The following is a 23387-nucleotide window of genomic DNA, read 5'->3' as shown; positions in this document are numbered from 1 at the left end:
GGATCAGACGTGCAGGATTTCCTTTTCCTTCGCCGCCAGCGCCTGATCAATCTCGGCGATATGCTGGTCGGTCGCCTTCTGGACCTGGTCGGTGTGACGGGTCACGTCATCCTTGGTGATGTGACCGTCCTTCTCCAGCTTCTTGATCACATCGATGCCGTCGCGGCGGACATGGCGGACCGAAACCTTGGAATCCTCGGCATATTTATGCGCGACCTTGACCATCTCCTTGCGGCGCTGCTCGTTCAGCTCGGGGATGCGGATGCGCAGCACCTGACCCTCGGTCTGGGGGTTGAGGCCGAGATCGGATTCGCGGATCGCCTTGTCGACGGCCTGGACCATCGAGCGGTCCCAGACCTGGACGGAAAGCAGGCGCGGCTCCGGCACGCTCACCGTCGCGAGCTGGCTGAGCGGCGTGCGCGCGCCGTAGGCCTCGACCTGGATCGGATCGAGCATGTTCGAAGAAGCGCGACCACTACGCAGCGAAGCCAGATCACTCTTGAAGGACTGCACGGCACCCGCCATGCGGCGCTTTATGTCATCGAGGTCGAACGTCGTCTGGGCCATTTCAATCAAGACCTTACGGAACATCAAAAATCGGCGCGACCATGGCGGGACGGCCGCGCAGGGTCAAGAACTACCTGCCGGAACAGCATTTTCCCCGCCGATGGGCAAGGGTAAAGCTGCCAGTGCAGGCAAATCATAGCCGGGYGGCGGGACAGGCCGTTGGCAGGCTGCTCGCGGAAACCCATCTCCACCCTACCGCCTCGCCTTGCGGCGAGCCAGTTCCGGCTTGCAGAAACCTTGGGAGAAACAGAGTGCCCCGCCTGAACCGCATCATCGAGACCGCGCTCTATGTCGATGATCTCGAACGCGCCCGCGACTTCTACGAGACGAAGCTCGGCCTCGCGCCGCTGCTCAAGACCGCGACGCTGTTCGCCTATGATGTCGGAGGGCAGAGCGTGCTGCTGCTGTTCCAGCGCGGGGCGTCGCTGCAGACGCAGCGCTCCGACAACGGCAGCATCCCGCCGCATGACGGCAGCGGCCCCCTGCACATCGCCTTCGCCGTCGAGGAGGCGGAGCTGGCCGCCTGGGAAGAGAAGCTGGAACAGCTCCGCATCGCCGTCGAGGGGCGCATGCAGTGGGGCGGCGGCGGCAAGAGCCTCTATTTCCGCGATCCGGACGGGCACGTGCTCGAGCTGGTGACGCCCGGCCTCTGGCGTACTTACTGAGAATTCGTCCGCTCTTCCGCAGCCCTCATCCCGAGAAGTGCTCGAAGGATGAGGGCTTGAGCTCTTCAAGCGGGGCCAGTGAAGGTGCGCCCCGCTCAGGGCGTCACATAGGTCGCCCGCCCCTCGCCCCGAAGCACGGCCGCGAGCGCGCCCGACTCGGCGATGGAGAAGACGACGATGGTGAGGCCGGCATCGCGGGCGAGCGCGAAGGCGGCGGTGTCCATCACCTTGAGATCGCGCCGGATCGCGTCTTCATGGGTCAGGGTGTCGTAGCGGGTCGCGGTCGGATCCTTCTTTGGATCGGCGCTGTAGACGCCGTCGACCTGCGTCGCCTTGAGCAGGTGGCTGCAATCGAGCTCCGCCGCGCGCAGGGCCGCGCCGGTGTCGGTGGTGAAATAGGGATTGCCGGTGCCGCCGCCGAGGATGACGACCTTGCCGTTGCTGAGATGGTCGAGCGCGCGCYKGCGRGCRTAGCTCTCGCAGAGCGAGGGCATSGGCACCGCCGACATGGCGCGGGCCGGCGCACCGGCCGCCTCGATGGCGTGCTCCAGCGCGAGCGCGTTCATCACCGTGCCGAGCATGCCGATCGARTCGGCGGTGGTGCGGTCCAGCCCCTTGTTGAGCCCCTGCACGCCGCGGAAGAAGTTGCCGCCGCCGACGACGATGCCGACCTCGACGCCTTCGCGCGAGGCGTGGGCGATGTCGGCCGCCAGCGCCACCAGCGTGCCGCCGTCGAGGCCGTAGCCCTGCGCTCCCGCAAGGGCTTCGCCGGAGAGCTTCACGAGAACGCGTTTGGGTCGCATCGATGATCTCTCCGTCCATTCGGGCCGCCGCCGGGAATCGGCGCAGCCCTTCTTCCTACAAAAAAGGCCGCGCGATGCGCGGCCTTTCTGTCATTCCTGAACAGGCTTGTCAGCCCGTGGTGCCGCCGGCAGCAGCGACTTCGGCAGCGAAGTCCTGCTCTTCCTTCTCGATGCCCTCGCCGAGCGCGTAGCGGACGAAGCCGGTGAGCTTCACCGGAGCGCCGAGCTTGCCTTCGAGCTCCTTGAGCACCTGCGCGACCGACTTCGAGCCGTCATGGATATAGGCCTGCTCGAGCAGGCAGTATTCCTTGGCGTAGCTCTTCAGGCCGCTCTCGGTGATCTTCTCGAGCACATGGGCGGGCTTGCCGGCATTCTTCTCGGCCAGGATCGCCTTCTCGCGCTCCAGCACGTCGGGAGCGACCGAGGCGAGGTCGAGCGCGACCGGGTTGGTCGCGGCGACGTGCATGGCGAGCTGGCGGCCGAGCGCGACGAGCTCGTCGCTCTTGGAGGTCGTCTCCAGCGCGACGATGACGCCGATCTTGCCGAGGCCCTCGGCGATCGCGCCGTGGACATAGGAACCGATCAGGCCCGAGGAGACCTTGAGCGCGGCGACCCGGCGCAGCGTCATGTTCTCGCCGATGGTGGCGATGGCGTTGGCGATGGCTTCCTGCACCGTGCCGCCGCCCGGATAGTGATGGCCGAGCAGCGCCTCGGCGTCGCCGCCGCGCTCCAGCGCGACATCGGCGATGCTCTTGGCGAGCGCCTGGAATTCGGGGTTGCGGGCGACGAAGTCGGTCTCGGAGTTGACCTCGACCACGACACCCTCATGGCCCTGCACGGCGACGGCGACAAGGCCCTCGGCGGCGACGCGGCCGGCCTTCTTGGCGGCCTTGGMRAGGCCCTTGGYGCGCARCCAGTCGATGGCGGCCTCGAKGTTGCCGTCRKTSGCGGMSAGCGCGGYCTTGCAATCCATCATGCCCGCGCCAGTCTTGTCGCGGAGTTCCTTCACGAGTGCGGCGGTGATCGCTGCCATTGTCTCAAATCCTTAGCTGTCGTGCGGTGCGGGCCCGGGAGGCCGGCCGCGGATCTCTCGTTGCGACGCCATCGATGGGGAAACGCCGACGCTCCGTTTCCGGCCGTCGGCGCTGTTTGGCATCACATCAGAAGCCTGATTGCGACGCGCGAATGACGCGCCGCCATCATTCATTCGGCCGATCAGGCGTCGGCGAGCTCGCGCGCCTGGGCGACCCAGCCCTCGCGCTCGATCTTGCCACCGAGCTTGAGGTCGTGGTCGATCTTGGTCACGTCGGCCGGCGACATCGCCGCGATCTGCCAGAAGTGGTAGATGCCGCCGTCGTTCAGCTTCTGGACCGCGTCGGGGCCCATGCCGGAGAGCTTGGTGAGATCGTCCGGAGCGCCACGCGGCGTGGTCAGCACCTCGAAGACCTGGCCTTCGGCCGCAACCGGCTCCAGGGCCTCCTCGACGATCGGAGCTTCCGACGCTCCGAGATCGACGCCGTGGTCGCCCGAGGCGCGGCCGATGCCGTCGATCGCCGAACGGGCGATCAGGTCGCAATAGAACTGGATGGCGCGGCCGGCGTCGTCATTGGCCGGGACCGGGAAGGTGATGCCGTCCGGATCCGAGTTCGAATCGACGATGGCGGCGACCGGGATGCCGAGGCGCTGGGCCTCCTTGATCGCGAGCGCTTCCTTGTTGGTGTCGATCACGAAGATCATGTCSGGCGTGCCGCCCATGTCCTTGATGCCACCGAGCGCCTTCTCGAGCTTGTCGCGCTCACGCGACAGCATCAGACGCTCCTTCTTGGTCAGGCCGGAGCCGCCGCCATTGAGCAGCTCGTCGACCTTGCGCAGGCGCTGGATCGAGGCCGAGATGGTCTTCCAGTTGGTCAGCATGCCGCCGAGCCAGCGGGAGTTGACATAATACTGGGCCGAACGCTTGGCGGCATCGGCGATGGCATCCTGCGCCTGGCGCTTGGTGCCGACGAAGAGGACGCGGCCGCCCTTGGCGACGGTGTCCGACACGGCCTGCAGGGCGCGATGCAGCATCGGCACCGACTGCGACAGGTCGAGGATGTGGATGTTGTTGCGGACGCCGAAGATGTACGGGGACATCTTGGGGTTCCAGCGGTGGGCCTGGTGGCCGAAATGGGCGCCGGCCTCAAGGAGCTGGCGCATCGAGAAATCAGGCAGAGCCATGGTATTCGTTATCCTTCCGGTTGAGCCTCTGGAGCGCGAATGAACAGGCATAGGCTGCCGCGTCACCGGAACGCCTCTTAGGACAGAGGCGATGCGCTCCATGTGGGATGGCGTGCGCCATACAAGGGATAGCGCCGCAATGCAAGCCGGCAAGGCATAGAAAAGCCGATGGGGCCGGCAAATACCCGCGCGAGCGGCTCGCGCGGGGTCGTTCCTGACGGAATCGGTGCCCGATCCGCCCCTTACTGCGGCAGCTTGGCGCCCATCTGCTTCACGAGATCGCCGATCTGCTTGCAATAGACGGCCGAAGTGCCGTTCTGCGCCTTGGCGATGGCCTCGATGTCCTGCTCCATCCCCATGGCGGAGATCTTGCCCTTGCGGCCGGCAGCCTCGGCGGCATCGCCGCCGCTGAGATCGGCCGGGGCCGGGATCAGCGCGACCAGCTTCTTCTGGACCTCGACCGCACCGCCATCGGTGTAGCCCTTGTCGACGCAATAGCCGAGAAGGCCGAGCTGATTGCGCGCCGCCTGATAGGCGAGCTTGAGCTGGTCGGCCTGGGTCTGGGCGAAGGACGGCAGGGCGGAAGACAGCAGCGTGGCGGCCGCGACGACAACCTTCAATGACATTTTCGAGATCATTTTGGAGTATCCTTCAAGCTTTCAAATCAATCGCATGCGAGACATGCGCTCCCTCCCCCCGCCTCGTGCCTAGCCGCCCCGGCCCATGCCGACAACCCCCGCTGCCGAACGGCACGCATGCCGTTCGTGCCAGGCCGGAAATCGCTGCTGGGCGGCTCCTGAAGGACCGACCACCCAGGCAGGTTCCTGCCAAGCGGTTCTTGCCAGGCAGGTTCCGGGAAACACCTGCCGGACGCTTCAGCCTTCCGYCGGAAACGGCCAGAACACGCGCAGGCGATGACCGTCGGGATCGGACGCCGTGAAGGTGCGGCCGAAGTCGAGATCGGTCGGCTCCTGCAGGATCGCGATGCCACGCCCACGCCACGCCGCGCAGGTCGCATCGACGGCCGCGGCAGACGGCGCCATCATCGCGACCTCGGCCGCTCCGCCCTGCGCGGTCGCGGCAGGCTCGACYGTATGGCGCGACCAGAGCCCGAGCMKGATGCCCGAGGACAGCGCGAACATCGCGAAGGTCGGCGACAGTTCCTTCGGCTCCTGACCGATCAGATCGGCATAGAAGCGCGCACTCGCTGCCGGGCTCTCGACATGCAGCAGGATGAAATGAGCATCGAACATGATTGGCCTCCAGGGCTCGTCTTCGGCGGTTTCGACGATGCAGACCGTAGAATCAGATGCTGCCAATTTCCGGCAGTGTCCGTCATTGCGGCGACGGAATGCCCTCCTTCTCGCGCCAGGCCTTGAGCAGCACCGCGCGCCGCTGCGGATAGCGCGCATCCAGCGGCTCGAACCGGTCGATACGATCGACCCGGAAATGGCGAAAATCCTGACGCAGCTCGCACCAGGCGACGAGGACGCGGACATGATCGAAGAAGGACAGCGCCAGCGGCCAGACGATGCGCTCGCTCGCCCGCCCCTGCCCGTCGCCGTAGGCCATGCGAGCCCGGCGCTCGGCGCGGATCGTGCGCCGCATGGCGGCGAGATCGATGCCCTCTCCGGCGGCGATCGCCCGCCCCGGCCCGAGGATCAGCACCGCATCCTCGACGCGGCGCGTCAGGTCGGGTGGCAGCACGGCGACGATCTTCGCCATGGCATCGCGCGCGGCGAGAGCGAGCGGGCCGTCGGCGCGGTCCGCGACCCAGCGCGAGCCGAGCAGCAGCGCCTCGATCTCGTCCTCGCCGAACATCAGCGGCGGCAGCATGAAGCCCGGTTTCAGCACATAGCCGAGGCCGGGCTCGCCCTCGATCGGGGCGCCCTGCCCCTGCAGCGTGACGATATCGCGATAGAGCGTGCGAATGCTGACGCCGAGTTCATCGGCGAGCCGGCGACCGGAGACCGGACGCCGGTGGCGGCGCAGGAGCTGGATGAGATCGAGCAGGCGCTGGGCGCGTGACACCGACGCGGCTCAGCCCGGCAGGTCGCTCACCCTGATCCGGGTGACGTCGTTCTCGGCCATCTCGGCCCAGGCCTTCTCCAGCGAGCCTTCGAGATCGATGGCGCGGCAGGCATCCTCGACGACATAGGTCTCGAAGCCGGCGGCGGACGCGTCCTGCGCCGTCCAGCTCACGCAGAAATCGGTGGCGAGCCCGACGATGACGGCGCGCAGGATGCCGCGCTCCCTGAGATAGCCGGTGAGGCCGGTCGGGGTCTTGCGGTCGGCCTCGAMGAAGCCGGARTAGCTGTCGACCTCGCGGCGATAGCCCTTGCGGATGATSGCCTGTGCGCTGGAAACGTCGAGATCGGCGCGGAACTCCGCCCCCTTCGAGCCCTGGATGCAGTGATCCGGCCAGAGCACCTGCCGGCCGTAAGGCATCTCGACCGTCTCGAACGGCTTCTTGCCGGGATGGCTGGAGGCGAAGGAGGAATGCCCGGCCGGGTGCCAGTCCTGCGTCAGCACGATGTTCGAGAAGCGCTTCGCCAGCGCGTTGATGACCGGGACGACCTCGTCGCCCCTGGGAACGGCAAGGTTGCCGCCGGGGCAGAAATCGTTCTGGACATCGACGACGATGAGAACGGCGCGCTCGTCGATCACGGGTGTCTCCTGTGCCCGGGCGCCATGCGGTACGCCGGCAACGGTCAGCACCGTCGCCCCCGCGATCAGCATGCGCCTGTCGATCTCGAACGGTCCAGCCATGGCCGCCCTCCTTGCGGTCTACAGCGTGCTTCAACCCCATGCCGCGGGCAAGTGCCGGCAAGGCGGGAAACAGGCCGGCCGGCAGGTCTCAACGCAGTTCGACGCTCACAACACCGGGAGCGGCGCGCACCGCATTGGCGACCTGCTGGGTGACCGGGTATTTGCCCGGCAGCTCGATCTCGACCTCCTGCGCACCATCGTCGAGAATCATGACGATCGATACCTTGCCGTCGGAGCGCGAAGCCTCGCCGCGCGGCCGGATGCGCTCGGCGATGGAGGGCACGGCCTTGTCGTCRCGCAGATAGATCAGGAGGTCCTGCTTCTGGCGCGAGGCGAGATCGTCGAGCACCTCGACATCCTCGATGCGCGGACGCACCTCCTCGCCGTCGAGCACGGCGGAAAGCCGCAGCACCAGCGCCCTGCCCGGCTCGAGCAAATCGCGGTAGCGCATCAGCCCTTCCGAGAACAGGACCGCCTCGAACTGGCCGCTCGGATCCGACAGATTGACGATGCCCATCTTGTTGCCGGATTTGGTGCGCCGCTCCGACTTGTCGATGACGGAGACCGCGACCTTGCCGACGCCGGTGCCGTTGGCGCGCACCGTCTGGGCGAAATCGGCATAGCGCTGCACGCGCAGGCGCTTCAGCACATGCTCGTAATCGTCGAGCGGATGGCCCGAGAGGAAGAAGCCGACCGCCTCGTGCTCGCGCTTGAGCTTCTCGGCCGGAGCCCAGGGCTCGACCTGCGGGATGCGGAAGGCTTCCTGGACGACGCCGCCGCTCAACAGGTCGAACTGGCCGGCGGCCGCCTCGTCGCGGGTGCGGTTGGAGAGCGCCAGCATGCCATCGATGGCGGCCATGGCGCGGGCCCTGTCCTCCTGCAGCTCGTCGAGCGCGCCGGCGGCGATGAGCGCTTCCAGCGTGCGGCGGTTGACCAGCCTGGTGTCGATGCGGCGCGCGAGATCGGCGAGATCGCGGAAGGGACCGCCGGACTCGCGCGCCACGACCAGCGCCTCGACCGCCGCCCGGCCGACGCCCTTGATGGCGCCGAGCGCGTAGAAGATCTTGCCCTCGGCGACGTCGAACTCGACGCCGGAATGGTTGATCGCCGGTCGCTCGACCTTGATACCGAGCCGCTCGGCATCGCGGCGGAATTCCGAGAGCTTGTCGGTGTTGCCCATGTCGAGCGTCATCGACGCGGCGAGGAACTCTACGGGAAAGTTCGCCTTGAGATAGGCGGTCTGGAAGGCGACGACCGCATAGGCCGCCGCATGGCTCTTGTTGAAGCCGTAGTCGGCGAACTTCGCCAGGAGGTCGAAGATCTCGGAGGCGATGTCCTTCTTGATGCCGCCCTCGATGGCGCCCTTCACGAAACGGTCGCGCTGGGCGTCCATCTCCGCCTTGATCTTCTTGCCCATGGCGCGGCGCAGCAGGTCGGCTTCGCCGAGCGAATAACCCGAGAGCGCCTGCGCGACCTGCATCACCTGTTCCTGGTAGACGATGATGCCGTGCGTCTCGCGCAGATAGGGCTCCATGCCGGGATGGAGATAGGTCGGATCCTCCAGCCCGAGCTTTCGGCGGCAATAGGTCGGGATGTTGTCCATCGGGCCGGGACGGTAGAGCGCGACCAGCGCGATCAGATCCTCGATCCGGTCGGCCTTCATCTCGACCAGCGCCTTGCGCATGCCGACCGATTCCACCTGGAACACGCCGACCGTCTCGCCGCGCGCCAGCATGGCGTAGGTCGGCGGGTCGTCGAAGGGCAATTGGGCGAGGTCGATCTGGATGTCGCGCTGGGCGATGAGCTTCACCGCCGTGGTCAGCGTGGTCAGCGTCTTGAGGCCGAGGAAGTCGAACTTCACCAGCCCGGCCTGCTCGACCCATTTCATGTTGAACTGGGTGACGCGCATGCCGGTGCGCGGATCGACCGAGAGCGCGACGAGCTGTTCGAGCGGCCGGTCGCCGATCACCACGCCTGCGGCGTGAGTCGAAGCATGGCGGTGAAGCCCTTCCAGCTTCTGGCCAATTTCGAGCAGCCGCGCGACGATCGGCTCCTCTTCGGCCGCCTGCTGCAGCTTCGGCTCGCCCTCAATGGCATCCTTCAGCGAGATCGGCTTGGCCGGGTTCTGCGGCACCAGCTTGGTCAGCTTGTCGACCTGGCCATAGGGCATTTCCAGCACGCGGCCGACGTCGCGCAGCACGCCGCGGGCGAGCAGCGTGCCGAAGGTGATGATCTGGGCGACGCGCTCCTGCCCGTAATGGTGCTTGACGTAGTCGATCACCTCTTCRCGYCGGTTCTGGCAGAAGTCGATGTCGAAGTCCGGCATCGAGACGCGATCCGGGTTGAGGAAGCGCTCGAAGAGCAGGCCGAAGCGCAGCGGATCGACGTCGGTGATGGTCAGCGCATAGGCGACGAGCGAGCCAGCGCCCGAGCCGCGACCCGGGCCAACCGGGATATCCTGGGCCTTGGCCCATTTGATGAAGTCCGAGACGATCAGGAAGTAACCCGGGAACTTCATCCGGGTGATGATCGAGAGCTCGAAATCGAGCCGCTTCTCGTAATCCTCGACGGAGAAGCCCTCGGCCGGGCCATGCTTGGCGAGCCGCGCGGCAAGACCGGCGCGCGCCTGTTCCTGCAATTCCTCGGCCTCGTCGCGGCCCTCCTCGCCGAAGCGCGGCAGGATCGGCTTGCGGGTGGTGACGCGCCAATGGCAGCGCATCGCGATCTCGACGGTGTTCGCCAGCGCTTCCGGCAGGTCGGCGAAGCGCCGTTTCATCTCGGCGCGCGAAGCGAAATAGTGCTCAGGCGTGACGCGGCGGCGCGTGCCGTCCGAGACAAGGCGCCCCTCGGCCACGGCCAGCAGCGCGTCATGGGCGTCGAAATCGGCGGGCTTGGCGTAGAAGGGCTCGTTGGTCGCGACGATCGGCAGATCGGCATCATAGGCGAGGCGCAGGAGATGCGCCTCCAGCGCCGCCTCGTTCTCGCCGCCATGGCGCTGGATCTCGACATAGAGCCGGTCGCCATAGATTTGAGCGAGCGTGGCGAGCCGCGCCGCCGCCACGGGAATCTGGCCATTGCGCAGCGCCGTATCGACCGGCCCTTCGCTGCCGCCCGTCAGCGCGATCAGCCCGTCATGGTAGGCCGCAAGGCGCTCGATCGTGGTCACTGGCTGGCCGGCGCCGCCGGTCGCCAGCGCAGCCTCGCTGACGAGCTTCATCAGATTGCCGTAACCGGCCTCGTCCATGGCGAGCAGGACGATATGCGGCAGGCGCTGCGGCTGCACCGGCCTGCGGCCGCCCTCGCCYTCATCGGCGAAATCGACCGAGAGCTGCACACCGACGATCGGCTGCAAGCCGGAGCCGGAGAGCTTCTCGGAGAATTCCAGCGCGCCGAAGAGATTGTCAGTGTCCGTCAGCGCCAGCGCCGGCTGGCCGTCGGCGGCGGCCATCTTGGCGAGCGTCGTGACCGTCATCGCGCCTTCGAGCAAGGAATAGCTCGAATGGACATGGAGATGGACGAAGCCGATGTCCGACAGGATGCGTGTCTCGCCTGCGTCCCGTCCCATGTCCCTCTCCCGCCGCCGCGCCGCGACTCGCTCACCCGTGCCTTTTCTTATGGAACTCCCTGGGGGCGCCCGTCGATAGCCTCTTCGGGCCGGCTGTGGACGGCGCGCCTCCCGCCCCCTCCTGCCGTTGACGCTTGTGGCGCCTCGCCTGGCGTAAAACCGCGTCATGCTCGGGCTCGACCCGAGCATCTCTGGCAAAATGAACTGCGGAGCCACCCCGTCATCCCGGACAAGCGGCGAAGCCGCGTAGATCCGGGATCCATCGTAGAGCGGAGCGCCCTATCATGGATCCCGGCCCTCCGCTTCGCTGCGGCCGGAATGACGGGGTGGTTCCGCAGTTCATCAGGCAGGGGAGCTCCGGGTCGCCGCTCCGCGACGCCCGGGAATGGCGGCAGGCTCTCAAGCCAGCGGCACGACCAGCCCTTCGCGGATGGTGACCTGGCGGTCCATCTTGCGGGCGAGATCGAGGTTGTGCGTCGCGATCAGCGCCGCGAGCCCGGAGGCGCGGGCGAGCGCGATCAGCGTGCCGAAGACATGCTGCGCGGTTTGCGGATCGAGATTGCCGGTCGGCTCGTCGGCCAGCAGCAGGCGCGGGCCGTTGGCGACAGCGCGGCCGATGGCGACGCGCTGCTGCTCGCCGCCCGAGAGCTCGCCCGGCAGATGGTCGAGCCGCTGGCCGAGACCGAGAAAGCYCAGGAGCTCCGCCGCCCRTTCCTCCGCGACATCCCGGTCCAGCCCGCGGATGCGCTGCGGCAGCACGACGTTCTCCAGCGCCGTGAATTCCGGCAGGAGATGGTGGAACTGATAGACGAAGCCGATCTCGGTGCGGCGCAGCCGCGTGCGGCCCTTGTCGTCGAGCTTGGTGGTGGCCAGCCCGCCGACGAAGACCTCGCCGCCATCCGGCTTCTCCAGCAGGCCGGCGACATGCAGCAGGGTCGACTTGCCGGTGCCGCTCGGCGCCACCAGCGCGACGACCTCGCCCGGCCAGAGCGCGAAATCGGCCTTGCGCAGCACTTCGAGCGGCGCATCCGCCTGCGGATAGAAACGCTCGACCTGCGACAGGAAGAGCGCGGGCGTTTCCTGCGCCATCAGCCCATCCTCAGCGCTTTGACGGGGTCGAGCCGCGCCGCCTTCCAGGCCGGATAGAGCGTCGCCAGCAGCGACAGCGTCAGCGCCATCAGGACGACGTTCACGACGTCGCGCCAGTCGAGGACCGAGGGGATGTCGCTGAGAAAGCGCACCGTCGGATCCCAGAGATTGGCACCGGTGATCCAGTTCAGCGCGGCCATGATCGACTTGATGTAGTGGGAGAAGAGAACGCCGAGAATCAGCCCGGCGAGCGTGCCGACGACGCCGATGGCCGCGCCGGTGATCAGGAAGACGCGCAGAACCGTGCCGGCCGTCGCGCCCATGGTGCGCATGATCGCGATGTCCTCGGTCTTGTCCTTCACCAGCATGATCAGGCCGGAGACGATGTTGAGCGCCGCCACCAGCACGATCAGCGTCAGGATGATGAACATGACGTTGCGCTCGACTTCCAGCGCATTGAAGAAGCTGCGATTCCGCTGCCGCCAATCGGAGAGGACGAGCGGGCGCGGCGCATCCGCTTCGATGGCGTCGCGGACCTTCTGCGTGTTGTCGGGATTGTCGACGAAGATCTCGATGACGTTCACATCGCCGTCGCGGTTGAAATAGGCCTGGGACTCGGCGAGCGGCATGTAGACGAAGGTGCCGTCGAACTCGGTCATGCCGATCGAGAAGATCGCCTTGACCGGGTAGGCCTTGATGCGCGGCGCCGTGCCGAAGGGCGTCGAGGCGCCCTGCGGCGTCACCAGCGTGATCGTGTCCCCGACCTGGACGCCGAGCGCATTGGCGAGGCGGATGCCGATGGCGACGCCGGGCGGAGCGGCATCGAAGCCATCGAGCGTGCCGGACTTGATGTTGCCGCCGATGAAGGGGATCGCCTTGATGTCGGCCTCGCGCACGCCGCGCACGAGCACGCCGTTATTGCCGGTCTGTGAGGATGCCAGGGCCTGGCCCTCGACCAGCGGGATGGCGAGCTGGATGCCGGTGATCTTGCGCAGCCGCTCGGCCACGCTGTCGTAATCGTCGAGGGGCCGGTCGATCGGGGTCGCGAAGATATGGCCGTTCACGCCGACGATCTTCTCGAGCAGCTCCTTGCGGAAGCCGTTCATCACCGACATCACGATGATCAGCGTCGCGACGCCGAGCATGATGCCGAGAAACGAGAAGCCGGCGATGACCGAGACGAAGCCCTCGCGCCGGCGCGTCCGGAGATAGCGCCCGGCGAGCAGCCATTCGAAGCCGGCAAAAGGCTTCGTGCCGGTCGGGATGTCCGAACTTTCGGCGACGGCGCTCATGCCCAATATCCCGCTGCCCGATATCCCGTCACGCCGCCTTGCCCTTGAAGCGGTCGAGAGCGGCCTCCAGCGAGACGAGCTCGCGCTCGCCGCCGGCACGGCGCTTGATCTCGACCTTGCCCTCGACCAGCCCCTTGGGGCCGACGATGATCTGCCAGGGCACGCCGATCAGGTCGGCGGTGGCGAATTTGGCGCCCGGCCGGTCGTCGGTGTCGTCGAGCAGCGCATCGTAACCCTTGGCGAGCAGGTCCTTGTAGAGGCGTTCGGCTGCGCCGTCGGTCGCGGCGTCGCCCGCCTTGAGGTTGATGACGGCGATGTCGAAGGGTGCGATCTCCTCGGGCCAGACGATGCCGGCATCGTCATGGCTGGCCTCGATCAGCGCGGCGACGAGGCGGCTCGGGCCGATGCCGTAGGAGCCGCCGTGCAGCAGCACGGGCTGGCCGTCCGGTCCGGCCACGCTCGCGCCCATGGGCTCGGAATATTTGGTGCCGAAATAGAAGATGTGACCGACCTCGATGCCGCGCGCCGAGACGCGCTTCTCCTCGGGAATCGCTTCGAAAGCGGCCTTGTCGTGCATCTCCTCCGTGGCGGCATAAAGGCTCGTCCACTTGTCGACGACGCCCTGCAGGCCCGGAACGCTGTCGAAATCGGTGTCGACCGCCGGAGTCTGGAAGTTCAGATAGTCGCTGTGGCAAAACACCTCGCTCTCGCCCGTCGAGGCCAGAACGATGAACTCGTGAGACAGGTCGCCGCCGATCGGGCCGGTATCGGCGCGCATCGGGATCGCCTTCAGGCCGAGCCGCGCGAAGGTGCGCAGATAGGCGGTGAACATGCGGTTATAGGCGTGGCGGGCCGTGTCCTTGTCGAGGTCGAAGGAATAGGCGTCCTTCATCAGGAATTCGCGGCCGCGCATCACGCCGAAGCGCGGGCGCACCTCGTCGCGGAACTTCCACTGGATRTGGTAGAGATTGAGCGGCAGGTCCTTGTAGGACTTSACATAGGMCCGGAMGATSTCGGTGAYCATCTCCTCRTTGGTCGGSCCGTASAGCATGTCGCGATCATGCCGGTCCTTGATGCGCAGCATCTCCTTGCCATAGGCGTCGTAGCGCCCGCTCTCGCGCCAGAGATCGGCCGATTGGATGGTCGGCATCAGGATCTCGACGGCGCCCGAGCGGTTCTGCTCCTCGCGCACGACCTTGCAGATCTTGTCGAGCACGCGCAGGCCCAGCGGCAGCCACGCATAAATGCCGGCCGATTCCTGACGGATCATGCCGGCGCGCAGCATCAGCCGGTGCGAGACGATCTCCGCTTCCTTGGGCGTGTCGCGCAGAATGGGCAGGAAATAGCGGGAAAGACGCATCGGAAAACCTGTCGGAGGGCGTCGCGCAGGGCCCTGCGCGACGAGTCGCTTCACCTGAGAGACACCATCGCTCTCGGCAAAATGCAAACCAAAATCGGCAGAAAGCGGCGGAAGATGGCGAAGTTATGTGTCTTGCGCCCTGCCCCGTCGGCCGAGCTGGAACCGGATCCGTCATTCCGGGCCATGATCCGGAATGACGGCCGTTTATGCTTCAGCCTTTGGCGAAGCGCGCCTTCAGCGCCGCCAGCACCGGCGGCGGCACGAAAGCCGAAACATCGCCGCCCATCGCCGCGATCTGCCGGACCAGCGTCGCGGTGATGTGGCGCACACCGGGCGAGGCCGGCAGGAAGACCGTCTGCACATCGGGCGCCATCGTGCCGTTCATGCCGGCCATCTGCATCTCGTAATCGAGATCAGTGCCGTCGCGCAGGCCGCGGATGATGAGCGTGGCGCCCGCGCGACGGGCCGCGTCGACGGCGAGATCGTCGAAGGTCACGACGTCGAGCACGGCCCCCTTCGCCGCCAGCAGCGGGGATGCGACTGCGCGCACCAGATCGGCGCGCTGCTCGACGGGGAGAAGCGGCGCCTTGCCGGGGTGAACGCCGATCGCGACGACCAGCCTGTCGCAAAGCCCTGCCGCGGCGGCGATGACGTCGGCATGGCCGTTGGTCACGGGGTCGAAGGAGCCGGTGTAGAAAGCGGTGCGCGTCATGATCCAGCGTTAGCGGCTGGCATCGCCGGCGACAAGCACCGCCGGCTGCAAAGCCGCGCGCCGCCGCATCGGTTGCCGCAACAGGATCAGGAGAACGGAACGATCGCCGTAAGCGCCGCAACGCTGCCGAGGATGATCGCGACGCAGATCATCAGAGGCGCCAGGAAGGAAACAGGGCGGGACGCGACTTGGAACGGGTAGGCATGCATCGAAGACAGCCTCGCGAATCGAAGAATTACTGCATTTCCGTTGGGTGAAGGCGCCAGCGGGCCGCGCCGCGGCAGGATCGTGACGAAATCGTGACGTTTGCCCCGTTTCGCGCTTTCGATTGGCTTTTCCGGCCGACCGCCCTACATCGCCGGAATGCTGACGATCAACGACATCACCTATCGCCTCGGCGAGCGCCTGCTGCTCGACCACACCGGCGCCGCAATTCCCGATGGCGCGCGCGTCGGTTTCGTCGGTCGCAACGGCACCGGTAAGACGACGCTGTTCAAGATCATCACCGGTGATCTCGGTACCGAAAGCGGCAATATCAGCCTGCCGAAGGGACGGCGCATCGGCGGCGTTGCACAGGAGGCGCCGGGCGGGCCGGAATCGCTGATCGAGGTCGTGCTCGCCGCCGACATCGAGCGCACCGCCCTGATGAAGGAGAGCGAGACCGCGACCGATCCGCATCGCATCGCCGAGATCGAGACGCGGCTCGCCGATATCGGCGCCCATTCCGCGCCGGCCCGCGCCGCTATGGTGCTGCACGGGCTCGGCTTCAACGAGGAAGCGCAGCAGCGGCCCTGCTCCGATTTCTCGGGCGGCTGGCGCATGCGCGTCGCGCTGGCGGCCGTGCTGTTCTCGGAGCCCGACCTGCTGCTGCTCGACGAGCCGACCAACTATCTCGACCTCGAAGGCACGCTCTGGCTCTACGATTACCTCGAGCGCTATCCGCATACCGTGATCGTCATCAGCCATGATCGCGAATTGCTGGACACCTCGGTCGACCACATCATGCATCTCGACCAGGGCAAGCTCACGCTCTATCGCGGCGGCTATTCCTCCTTCGAGAAGCAGCGGGCCGAGAAGCAGATGCAGCTCGCCCGCGCCAAGGAGAAGCAGGACGCCGAGCGCAAGCATCTCCAGGCCTTCGTCGACCGCTTCAAGGCCAAGGCTTCGAAGGCGCGGCAGGCCCAGTCGCGCGTCAAGCGGCTGGAGAAGATGGAGTCGATTGCGGCAATCGTCGACCGCGACGTCCAGCCCTTCGCCTTCCCGGGCCCCGAGAAGCCGCTCTCGCCGCCGATGATCGTGCTGGAGGATGCGAGCGCTGGCTATGGCGAGCGCAAGGTGCTGTCGCGGCTCAATCTCAGCCTCGCGCCGGACGATCGCATCGCGCTGCTCGGCTCCAACGGCAACGGCAAGTCGACCTTCTGCAAGCTGATCGGCGGCCGGCTCGACGCCATGTCCGGCGAGATGAAGAAGTCGAGCAAGCTGGAGACCGCCTATTTCGCCCAGCACCAGCTCGACGAATTGCGGATCGAGGATACGCCGGTCGGCCATCTGCGCGATCTGATGCCGGATGCGCCTGAGGCAAAAGTGCGCTCCAAGGCGGCGCAGATCGGCTTCCCCGCGTCCAAGGCGGATACGCCGGTGAAGCTGCTCTCCGGCGGCGAGAAGGCACGGTTGATGCTCGGGCTCGCGACCTTCCACGGGCCGCATCTGCTGATCCTCGACGAGCCGACCAACCATCTCGATATCGACAGCCGCACGGCGCTGGTCAATGCGATCAACGACTATCCCGGCGCCGTCATGCTGGTCAGCCACGACCGCTTCCTGATCGAGGCCTGCGCCGACAGGCTCTGGCTGGTCGCGGGCGGCACGGTGAAGAATTTCGACGGCGACATGGACGACTACCGCACCTATGTGCTCGGCGCAGCCAAAGCCGAAAGGCGCGGCAAGCCGGCGCCGGAGGCCACTGCGAAGCCGAAAGCGGACGAGCGCAAGGAAGCGGCGACCAAGCGCGTGGCGCAAGGGCCGCTCCGGCAGAAGCTCAACCTCGCCGAGGCACGCATCGCCAAGCTGACGGGCCTCATCGAGAAGGTCGATGCCGCGCTCGCCAACGGCGCCTTTTCGCGCGAGCCCGACAAGGCGCTGCAGCTCTCCCGCCAGCGGGCCGAGCTGGCGGAAGCGCTCGCGGCGGCGGAGGAGGAGTGGCTGGTGCTGGGCGAGGAGCTGGAGAGCGCCTGAAGCACGCGCTTCGGGCCGAACGAACATGGTCCGAGCCAGGCACGCGTGTATCCGAGCAAGCGGCGCATGTCGTGCGCCCGTTCGCGGCGGCGTTTGCCTCTCTGAAACGACTATCGGGGCATGCTCGACGGGTTGCCCGGAGATCCGATGTGGAAACGTCCCTTTATCTACCCGTCAAACGCTTCCTCGAGGGCCTCGGCTATAGCGTCAAGGGCGAAATCGGGCATTGCGATCTCGTCGGGCTGCGGGATGACGATCCGGCCGTGGTGGTCATCGGCGAGCTCAAGCTGACGTTCAATCTGGAGCTCGTCCTGCAGGGCGTGGACAGAATGAGCCTCGGCGACGAGATCTGGCTGGCCGCCCAGCTTTCCGCCAAGGGCAAGGGCCGCGAAAGCGATCCGCGATATCGCAATCTCTGCCGACGCCTCGGTTTTGGACTGCTGGGCGTCTCCTCATCCGGCCGCGTCGACGTCCTGGTGTCTCCCACCGCGCCGACGCCCCGGAAGGATCCGCGCCGGCGCTCGAGATTGGTCGAGGAGCATAAACGACGCCAGGGCGACCCCGCCGCCGGCGGAGGCACGCGCAAGCCGATCATGACGGCCTATCGCCAGCAGGCGCTCGCCTGCGCCGCAGCGATGACATCGGCGCCGCAACGGCCGCGCGATCTCAAGCGATCCTTCCCCGATGCCCAGAAGATCCTGCGCCGGAATGTCTATGGCTGGTTCGAGCGCTCCGAGCGTGGCGTCTACGCGCTGACCGAGACAGGCCGCAGCGCGTTGGAGACATGGCTGCCGGAGCCTCCTGCGGGCCAGGATGGCAGCGGAGTGGCTGCCTGAGGTCCGGGCATCCGCCATCGACGGCGCCGCAGCGAGCATCAAATGCCCGCTGCCCGCACCGGCAGTGCTAAAAACCAGGGGTTGACGCTGGCGCCTAGGCCGGCAGGACGACCACCTTCGTCTTGACCGGCGTGCGATTGTACAGGTGGATCATGTCCTGGCTGAGCAGGCCGACACAGCCGCTCGTGACCCCCGAGCCGATCGACTCGGGATCGCTCGACGCATAGATCGTGTAGAGCGTGTAGACGCCGTTCTGATAGAGATGGAGCGTGCGAGCGCCGAGCGGGTTGTCGAGGCCGCCCGGCATGCCGCGGGCGTATTTGGCGGCCTCGGGCTGGCGCTTGATCATTTCCTTGGGCGGTGTCCAGGTCGCCCATTCGGACTTGCGCCCGACATAGGCGTCGCCGTTCCAGCGGAACCCGTCGCGGCCGACATTGGCGCCGTAGCGTGTGGCGGCTCCGTCTTCCTCGATGCGGTAAACGTAGTAATTGCCGGGATCGACGATGATCGTGCCGGGCGCTTCCTTGGTTTCGTAGCGCACGGTCTTGCGGAAATATTTCGGATCGACCTTGGTGACGTCGACCGCCGGGATCGGGAATTTCTCCTCAGGCACGGGCCCGTAGACCTTCTCCGCCTCGGCGAGGCTCATGCCGTCGGAGATCGCGCAACCGCCCAGCGTCAGCGCGCCGAGCCCCATGGCGGAGCCGGCCAGAAACGACCGGCGGTTGAGAAGCCCCGCGCGACGCTCCAGCAGAGCAATCTCGTCCATCTTGCCGGAATCGGCATTCCTACCGTCCATGATCATCTCTGGTCGCTTCCATGTCCTGCTGCCCGACGAGAACATACGCCGGTCTAGATCCGCTGAACGTCTTGTTGAATTGAGAGTGCCGTCACGGGGCTCCCCTGGCAAGCCCGGGGATGACGGCCGAGCGGACGCCGCTCAGCCCTCCCCGCCCGGCTTCACGATTCGGCCCAACCTGTTGTCAGTGAACAGATAAAGCTCGCGCCCGCCGGGCTCGGCATAGAGCACCTGCACCTCGCGTTGGCCCTTGCCGCTCTCGCCGATCAGCACGTCGGTCGGGGCCTTGCCCTTGAGCTTGACCAGCTCGCATTCGGTGATGCCAGGCGCGATCTCCTTGGGCAGCGGCCGCGTCGAGGGGTCGAGCGAGACGCCGACGCTGCACTCGCCTTCCGGCGTCAGCACCGGCTCGCGCGTCGAGATGCCGGCGCTGCCGGTGGTCGTCGTCGTGGTGGTGACGCCACCTTTCGTCTCCGACTGGAAGGCGAAGCCGCCCATGTCGACCGAGCAGCCGCCGAGCGCCGCGGCGCAGAGGAACAGGACAGGCAGTCTCACGCTTTCTTCTCCCAGCGGCCGGCTTCGTCCTGCTGCCAGTAGCTGGCGGCATGTCCGGAGGCCCTCGCCTTCTTCCAATCCTCGCGAGCGGCACTGAGCGCCTCGGGATCGTCACCATCGAATATCAGAACGACGCGCTCGTAGTCCTGCATTGCGTCCGGAATGCGAACGCCATCCGCGCAGATTCTCACCTGCGCGGCATTGGGGTTATGCGCCTGCGTCGTCACCACGATCGGGTTCTTGGCCGCGTCGGCTTCCATCGCCGTGACATGCGGCAGGAAGCTCTCATCGGCATAGGTCCAGAGATGGTCGTCGACGACGCTCATCCGCTCCTGGCTGGAAACCTCCACCACGACCTTCTGACCACGCGCCAGCGCCCGGTCGAGGATGGTCGGCAGGACCTGCTCGAGCGGGCGCGACTGCAGATGGAAGAACAGGATCTCAGCCATAAAAACCCCTGCGACCCAAAACTTTACCGCTACTTCCTGAGAAAGCGAATCACCCTTCGTAATGGTCCTTCACCGCCGAGCGGCATGCGCCAGACCGTCTCGCCCGTCGCGAGGCCGGCCGCCGTCAGGCGCTGCGCCAGCTCGTCGCTGTTGGTGAAGAGGCCGGCATTCTCCTGCGCCAGCGCGACCAGGATCGCCCCCGTCAGCGTCGCCAGGTTGATCATGAAGCGCGGCTTGAAGCGCCCTTGCGCGTACCAGAGCACATCGGCCAGGACGAGCCGGCCCTCGGCGTCGGTGTTGATGATCTCGATGGTCTGGCCGGAGAGCGAGGTCACGATGTCGCCCGGGCGCTGGGCATTGCCGTCCGGCATGTTCTCGACGAGGCCGATCACGCCGATGGCGTTGACCTTCGCCTTGCGGGCCGCGAGCGCGTGCATAAGGCCGACGACGCAGGCCGCGCCTGCCATGTCGCCCTTCATGTCCTCCATGCCGGCGCCGGGCTTCAGCGAGATTCCGCCGGTGTCGAAGGTGACGCCCTTGCCGATGAAGGCGACCGGCTGCTCGTCCTTGCCGGCGCCGTTCCAGCGCATGACGACGACGCGGCTCTCGCGGCGCGAGCCCTGACCGACGCCGAGCAGCGCCCGCATGCCGATCTTCTTCAGCTCCTTCTCGTCGAGAATCTCGACCTCGACGCCGAGCTTTTCGAGCTTCTTCGCACGATCGGCGAACTCCTCCGGATAAAGGACGTTCGGCGGCTCGTTGACGAGATCGCGCGCCAGAACGACACCGGCAGCGATGGCATCCGCCGCTTTCAGGGCCTTCTTCGCGGCCGCGGGATCGGCCACCCGGAGCGTGACCGCGATGGAGCCGGTCTCGTCCTTGTCCTTGCTCTTCGTCTTGTAGCGGTCGAAGACATAGCTCCGCAGCCTGAGGCCCAGCGCCAGATCGGCGGCCTGTTTCGCCTCCACCATGCCCTCCGGCAGGGCGAGGACGATCTCCGCGCTACGCCCGGCGGCAAGCCGGCCTGCGATCACTCCGCCGAGCTTCACGAAATCGAGCTCGCCGCGATCGGCGGCGGATCCGGTGCCGATCGCGATCAGCCGCTCATAGGCGGCGCCTTCGGGCGCAGGCAGCGTCAGCCCGGCATAGACCTTGCCCTTGAAGCGCTCCGCGGCGGCCGCCCGCGCGAGCAGCGCCTGCGCGCCCGGCCCCGCCGCCTCCTGCGCCGCTCCCGACAGGGTCAGCGTGTCGGAAACGAGGACGACGAGATCGTGTCCCTCGACCGTATCCGGGGCTTTGAYCTCRAGCTTCAGGCGCTGCGACATGATCCGCTCACAATCTTGCGAAAATAGCTTGGAAGAGACAGTTGGAGGACACGGCGCGGACGATTCCCGTTTGCGCCGCAAATCCGCCTATACCATAGGGTGAGTTCGACGAACCACCTCGGGGCCCTTCGGTTCCCCGCCTGCCGGAAAGCAACGCGTGTTCCTGAACCGCCTCGACCGATACATCCTCAAGACCGCGGCGGGCGCGGCGATCGTGCTGCTGCTCGGCCTCACCGGCGTGATCTGGGTGACACAGGCGCTGCGCGAGGTCGACCTCATCACTGGCAAGGGCCAGACGGTCCTGATCTTCCTGACCGTGACCCTGCTCTCGCTGCCAGCGCTGGTCGCGGGCATCGCGCCGGTCGCGCTGTTCATGTCGACRCTCTACACGCTGAACAAGCTCAACGGCGATTCCGAGCTCATCGTCATGAACGCGGCCGGCATCGCGCCGCACCGCGTCACGCGCCCCTTCCTGGTCCTGACCGTGGCGACGGCCGTCGTCGTCGCCTGGATGACGGTGTCGGTGATGCCGGCAAGCTTCCGGATGCTGCGCGACCTCATCACCCTGATCCGGGCCGATTTCGTCACCAACGTCGTCAAGGAAGGCCAGTTCGTCTCGCTCGATTCCGGCGTGACCTTCCACTACCGCGAAAAGGTGGGCGACTCGCTGGTCGGCATCTTCATGCAGGACCGGCGCGACCCGACGCAGCCCTCGATCTACCTCGCCGAGCGGGGACGCACCGTCGAGGCGGAGGGCCAGAGCTTCCTGATGCTGGAAAAAGGCACGATCCAGCGCGAGGCCAAGAACACCAACACGACCTCGATCATCTCCTTCGAGCGCTACGCCCTCAATCTCTCGGCGCTGACCGGCGATCCGACCGGCGGGGCCGGCGAAGGCGATGGCGACAAGGTGGTCTACAAGCCGCGCGAGCGCTCGACCTGGGAGCTGATCAACCAGAACCCGAACGAGGCTCCTGGCGGTAGCCCTCATCTATTACGGCGAGCGGCTGCGACCGGTCCTCGCCCGGATGACGGCCCCGCTGACATTGCCGCTGGTCAATCTGGCGGCCCGGTTCCGGCGCGCCTGATGCTGCTCTTCACAACCCTCGGCCGTTATCTGACGCTGCGCTTCACCCGCGCGATCATCAGCGTGTTCGGCACCTTCTTTTTCCTGATCGGTACGCTCGACTTCGTCGAGCTGATGCGCCGGGCCGGCGACTCGCCGATCGCCACCACGCCGCGCATCATCATGCTGGCGCTCTATCGCGTTCCGAGCGTCGCCGAGCAGATCTTCCCCTTCGCGGCCTTGTTCGGCGGCATGTTCGCGCTGCTGACGCTGAGCCGGAAGCTCGAACTGGTCGTCGCCCGTTCGGTCGGCGTCTCGGCCTGGCAGTTCCTGCAGCCGGCGGCCGTGGTGGCGGGGGTGATCGGACTGATCTCGATCACGGTCTACAACCCGCTCGCCTCCGAGATGAAGCGCCGCGCCACCGCCCTCGAGACCCGGCTCTTCGTGCGCACGGGCGGACCGGCGGCCGCGAGCGTGCCGGAAATCTGGCTGCGGCAGAGCAGCGTCGACGGCCAGGCGATCATCCGTGCCGCCGGTGCCTTGCCGGACGAGGACGGGCTCTCGCAGGTCGCGATCTTCAACTTCAACCCGGACGGCTCCTTCAGGGACCGAATCGATGCCCGCCAGGCCATCCTGCGACCCGGGCACTGGCAGCTCTCCGATGCGCGCGTGATCTCCGCCTCGGAAGAGCCACAGAATTACAAGAACTACGATCTCGCGACGACGCTGGAGCCGGATCAGATGCGCCAAAGTTTCACACCGCCCGCGGCGGTCGGCTTCTGGTCCATGCCGACGGCGATCGAGCGGACGAAGCGCGCCGGCCTCGATACGACGCCTTATGAGCTGCGATATCAATCGCTTATGGCGCGCCCGCTGCTGCTGATCGCCATGGTGCTGGTGGCAGCATCCGTTTCTTTAAGATTTTTCCGCTTTGGTGGTGTCACGAAACTGGTGATCGCTGGCGTCGCGGCGGGGTTCGTGCTCTATGTGGCGACACAACTGTCGGAGGAACTCGGATCGTCGGGAATCGTCAATCCGGTCGTCGCGGCGTGGCTGCCCGCAGCATTGGGGACGATGCTGGGC

General features: G+C 66.7%; 20 protein-coding genes and 2 pseudogenes. 5 read left to right on the top strand and 17 right to left on the bottom strand.

The features are described 5' to 3' along the window. Positions 1-3: 3 nt before the first annotated feature. On the bottom strand, positions 4-567 hold the full coding sequence (gene frr, locus AB4Y99_RS06925; RefSeq protein ID WP_038367572.1) for a ribosome recycling factor: 564 nt from the start codon (positions 565-567) through the stop codon (positions 4-6). Between the two features lie 251 nt (positions 568-818). Between frr and AB4Y99_RS06920 the strand changes: the two genes are divergently transcribed. Further along, positions 819-1232 carry a VOC family protein gene (locus AB4Y99_RS06920; RefSeq protein WP_441522802.1) on the top strand — a complete coding sequence of 138 codons (414 nt, stop codon included), beginning with the start codon at positions 819-821 and terminating at the stop codon, positions 1230-1232. Between the two features lie 95 nt (positions 1233-1327). On the opposite strand, the gene pyrH is transcribed toward AB4Y99_RS06920, so the two are convergent. The 12 genes from pyrH to coaD all read right to left on the bottom strand — a co-directional run bounded on the left by pyrH (position 1328) and on the right by coaD (position 15039). Next, entirely contained in the window at positions 1328-2035 is a 708-nt protein-coding gene (pyrH, locus tag AB4Y99_RS06915; protein ID WP_441522801.1) for a UMP kinase, read from the bottom strand. A gap of 109 nt (positions 2036-2144) precedes the next feature. Then, complete coding sequence (tsf, locus tag AB4Y99_RS06910; RefSeq protein WP_441522800.1) at positions 2145-3068, bottom strand: translation elongation factor Ts; 924 nt, start codon at positions 3066-3068, stop codon at positions 2145-2147. A gap of 182 nt (positions 3069-3250) precedes the next feature. After that, the gene (locus AB4Y99_RS06905; protein WP_038367582.1) at positions 3251-4252 is read right to left on the bottom strand and encodes a 30S ribosomal protein S2; all 1002 of its coding nucleotides are present in this window, start codon (positions 4250-4252) and stop codon (positions 3251-3253) included. A gap of 242 nt (positions 4253-4494) precedes the next feature. Further along, complete coding sequence (locus tag AB4Y99_RS06900) at positions 4495-4878, bottom strand: pore-forming ESAT-6 family protein (protein ID WP_051988549.1); 384 nt, start codon at positions 4876-4878, stop codon at positions 4495-4497. A 249-nt stretch (positions 4879-5127) separates the two neighbouring features. Then, positions 5128-5505, bottom strand: coding sequence for a VOC family protein (locus tag AB4Y99_RS06895; protein WP_441522799.1), 378 nt, complete (start codon positions 5503-5505; stop codon positions 5128-5130). Between the two features lie 82 nt (positions 5506-5587). Next, positions 5588-6283, bottom strand: a complete 696-nt coding sequence (locus AB4Y99_RS06890; RefSeq protein ID WP_113253112.1) for a helix-turn-helix transcriptional regulator — start codon at positions 6281-6283, stop codon at positions 5588-5590. 9 nt (positions 6284-6292) lie between these two features. Continuing rightward, positions 6293-7021, bottom strand: a complete 729-nt coding sequence (gene pncA / locus AB4Y99_RS06885) for a bifunctional nicotinamidase/pyrazinamidase (RefSeq protein WP_441522798.1) — start codon at positions 7019-7021, stop codon at positions 6293-6295. 88 nt (positions 7022-7109) lie between these two features. Beyond that, the gene (dnaE, locus tag AB4Y99_RS06880; RefSeq protein WP_441522797.1) at positions 7110-10586 is read right to left on the bottom strand and encodes a DNA polymerase III subunit alpha; all 3477 of its coding nucleotides are present in this window, start codon (positions 10584-10586) and stop codon (positions 7110-7112) included. Positions 10587-10985: 399 nt separating this feature from the next. Further along, complete coding sequence (locus tag AB4Y99_RS06875; protein WP_441522796.1) at positions 10986-11675, bottom strand: ABC transporter ATP-binding protein; 690 nt, start codon at positions 11673-11675, stop codon at positions 10986-10988. Beyond that, on the bottom strand, positions 11675-12967 hold the full coding sequence (locus AB4Y99_RS06870; protein ID WP_051988446.1) for a lipoprotein-releasing ABC transporter permease subunit: 1293 nt from the start codon (positions 12965-12967) through the stop codon (positions 11675-11677). Before AB4Y99_RS06870 ends, AB4Y99_RS06875 begins: the two co-directional genes overlap by 1 nt. 28 nt (positions 12968-12995) lie before the next feature. Beyond that, positions 12996-14327: a proline--tRNA ligase gene (gene proS / locus AB4Y99_RS06865; RefSeq protein WP_441522795.1), complete on the bottom strand. Its 1332-nt coding sequence runs from the start codon at positions 14325-14327 to the stop codon at positions 12996-12998. A 211-nt stretch (positions 14328-14538) separates the two neighbouring features. Next, a complete protein-coding gene (gene coaD / locus AB4Y99_RS06860; protein WP_038367602.1) occupies positions 14539-15039 on the bottom strand; it encodes a pantetheine-phosphate adenylyltransferase in 501 nt (166 codons plus the stop codon). Between the two features lie 363 nt (positions 15040-15402). Here coaD and AB4Y99_RS06855 point away from each other — a divergent pair, with 363 nt between their 5' ends. After that, on the top strand, positions 15403-17274 hold the full coding sequence (locus AB4Y99_RS06855) for an ABC-F family ATP-binding cassette domain-containing protein (RefSeq protein WP_112762368.1): 1872 nt from the start codon (positions 15403-15405) through the stop codon (positions 17272-17274). Positions 17275-17423: 149 nt separating this feature from the next. Then, positions 17424-18110: a DUF2161 domain-containing phosphodiesterase gene (locus tag AB4Y99_RS06850; RefSeq protein WP_441522794.1), complete on the top strand. Its 687-nt coding sequence runs from the start codon at positions 17424-17426 to the stop codon at positions 18108-18110. 94 nt (positions 18111-18204) lie between these two features. On the opposite strand, the gene AB4Y99_RS06845 is transcribed toward AB4Y99_RS06850, so the two are convergent. The 4 genes and pseudogenes from AB4Y99_RS06845 to AB4Y99_RS06830 all read right to left on the bottom strand — a co-directional run. Continuing rightward, positions 18205-18915 carry a L,D-transpeptidase family protein gene (locus AB4Y99_RS06845; RefSeq protein ID WP_038367608.1) on the bottom strand — a complete coding sequence of 237 codons (711 nt, stop codon included), beginning with the start codon at positions 18913-18915 and terminating at the stop codon, positions 18205-18207. A gap of 135 nt (positions 18916-19050) precedes the next feature. Then, positions 19051-19464: a hypothetical protein gene (locus AB4Y99_RS06840; protein WP_248311265.1), complete on the bottom strand. Its 414-nt coding sequence runs from the start codon at positions 19462-19464 to the stop codon at positions 19051-19053. After that, the gene (locus tag AB4Y99_RS06835) at positions 19461-19913 is read right to left on the bottom strand and encodes a DNA polymerase III subunit chi (protein WP_038367611.1); all 453 of its coding nucleotides are present in this window, start codon (positions 19911-19913) and stop codon (positions 19461-19463) included. Before AB4Y99_RS06835 ends, AB4Y99_RS06840 begins: the two co-directional genes overlap by 4 nt. Positions 19914-19981: 68 nt before the next feature. After that, a pseudogene (locus tag AB4Y99_RS06830) lies at positions 19982-21238 on the bottom strand (leucyl aminopeptidase); the annotation flags it as partial. A 157-nt stretch (positions 21239-21395) separates the two neighbouring features. Here AB4Y99_RS06830 and AB4Y99_RS06825 point away from each other — a divergent pair. After that, positions 21396-22184 (top strand): annotated as a pseudogene (locus AB4Y99_RS06825) (LptF/LptG family permease); the annotation flags it as partial. A 141-nt stretch (positions 22185-22325) separates the two neighbouring features. Next, on the top strand, positions 22326-23387 hold a 1062-nt coding region (gene lptG, locus AB4Y99_RS06820), incomplete at its 3' end, for an LPS export ABC transporter permease LptG (protein WP_441522812.1).

This window comes from Allobosea sp. TAB14, assembly GCF_052113865.1.
Classification (GTDB): Bacteria; Pseudomonadota; Alphaproteobacteria; order Rhizobiales; family Beijerinckiaceae; genus Allobosea; species Allobosea spartocytisi.
Note: the sequence above shows the minus strand (reverse complement) of the source record. Positions and strands in the feature narration are given on the sequence as shown.

Excerpts from the sequence above, each read along its gene's own strand:
- frr (WP_038367572.1), bottom strand. The coding sequence starts at position 567 with ATGGCCCAGACGACGTTCGACCTCGATGACATAAAGCGCCGCATGGCG.
- AB4Y99_RS06900 (WP_051988549.1), bottom strand. The coding sequence starts at position 4,878 with ATGTCATTGAAGGTTGTCGTCGCGGCCGCCACGCTGCTGTCTTCCGCC.
- AB4Y99_RS06870 (WP_051988446.1), bottom strand. The coding sequence starts at position 12,967 with ATGAGCGCCGTCGCCGAAAGTTCGGACATCCCGACCGGCACGAAGCCT.
- coaD (WP_038367602.1), bottom strand. The coding sequence starts at position 15,039 with ATGACGCGCACCGCTTTCTACACCGGCTCCTTCGACCCCGTGACCAAC.
- AB4Y99_RS06855 (WP_112762368.1), top strand. The coding sequence starts at position 15,403 with ATGCTGACGATCAACGACATCACCTATCGCCTCGGCGAGCGCCTGCTG.
- AB4Y99_RS06845 (WP_038367608.1), bottom strand. The coding sequence starts at position 18,915 with ATGATCATGGACGGTAGGAATGCCGATTCCGGCAAGATGGACGAGATT.
- AB4Y99_RS06835 (WP_038367611.1), bottom strand. The coding sequence starts at position 19,913 with ATGGCTGAGATCCTGTTCTTCCATCTGCAGTCGCGCCCGCTCGAGCAG.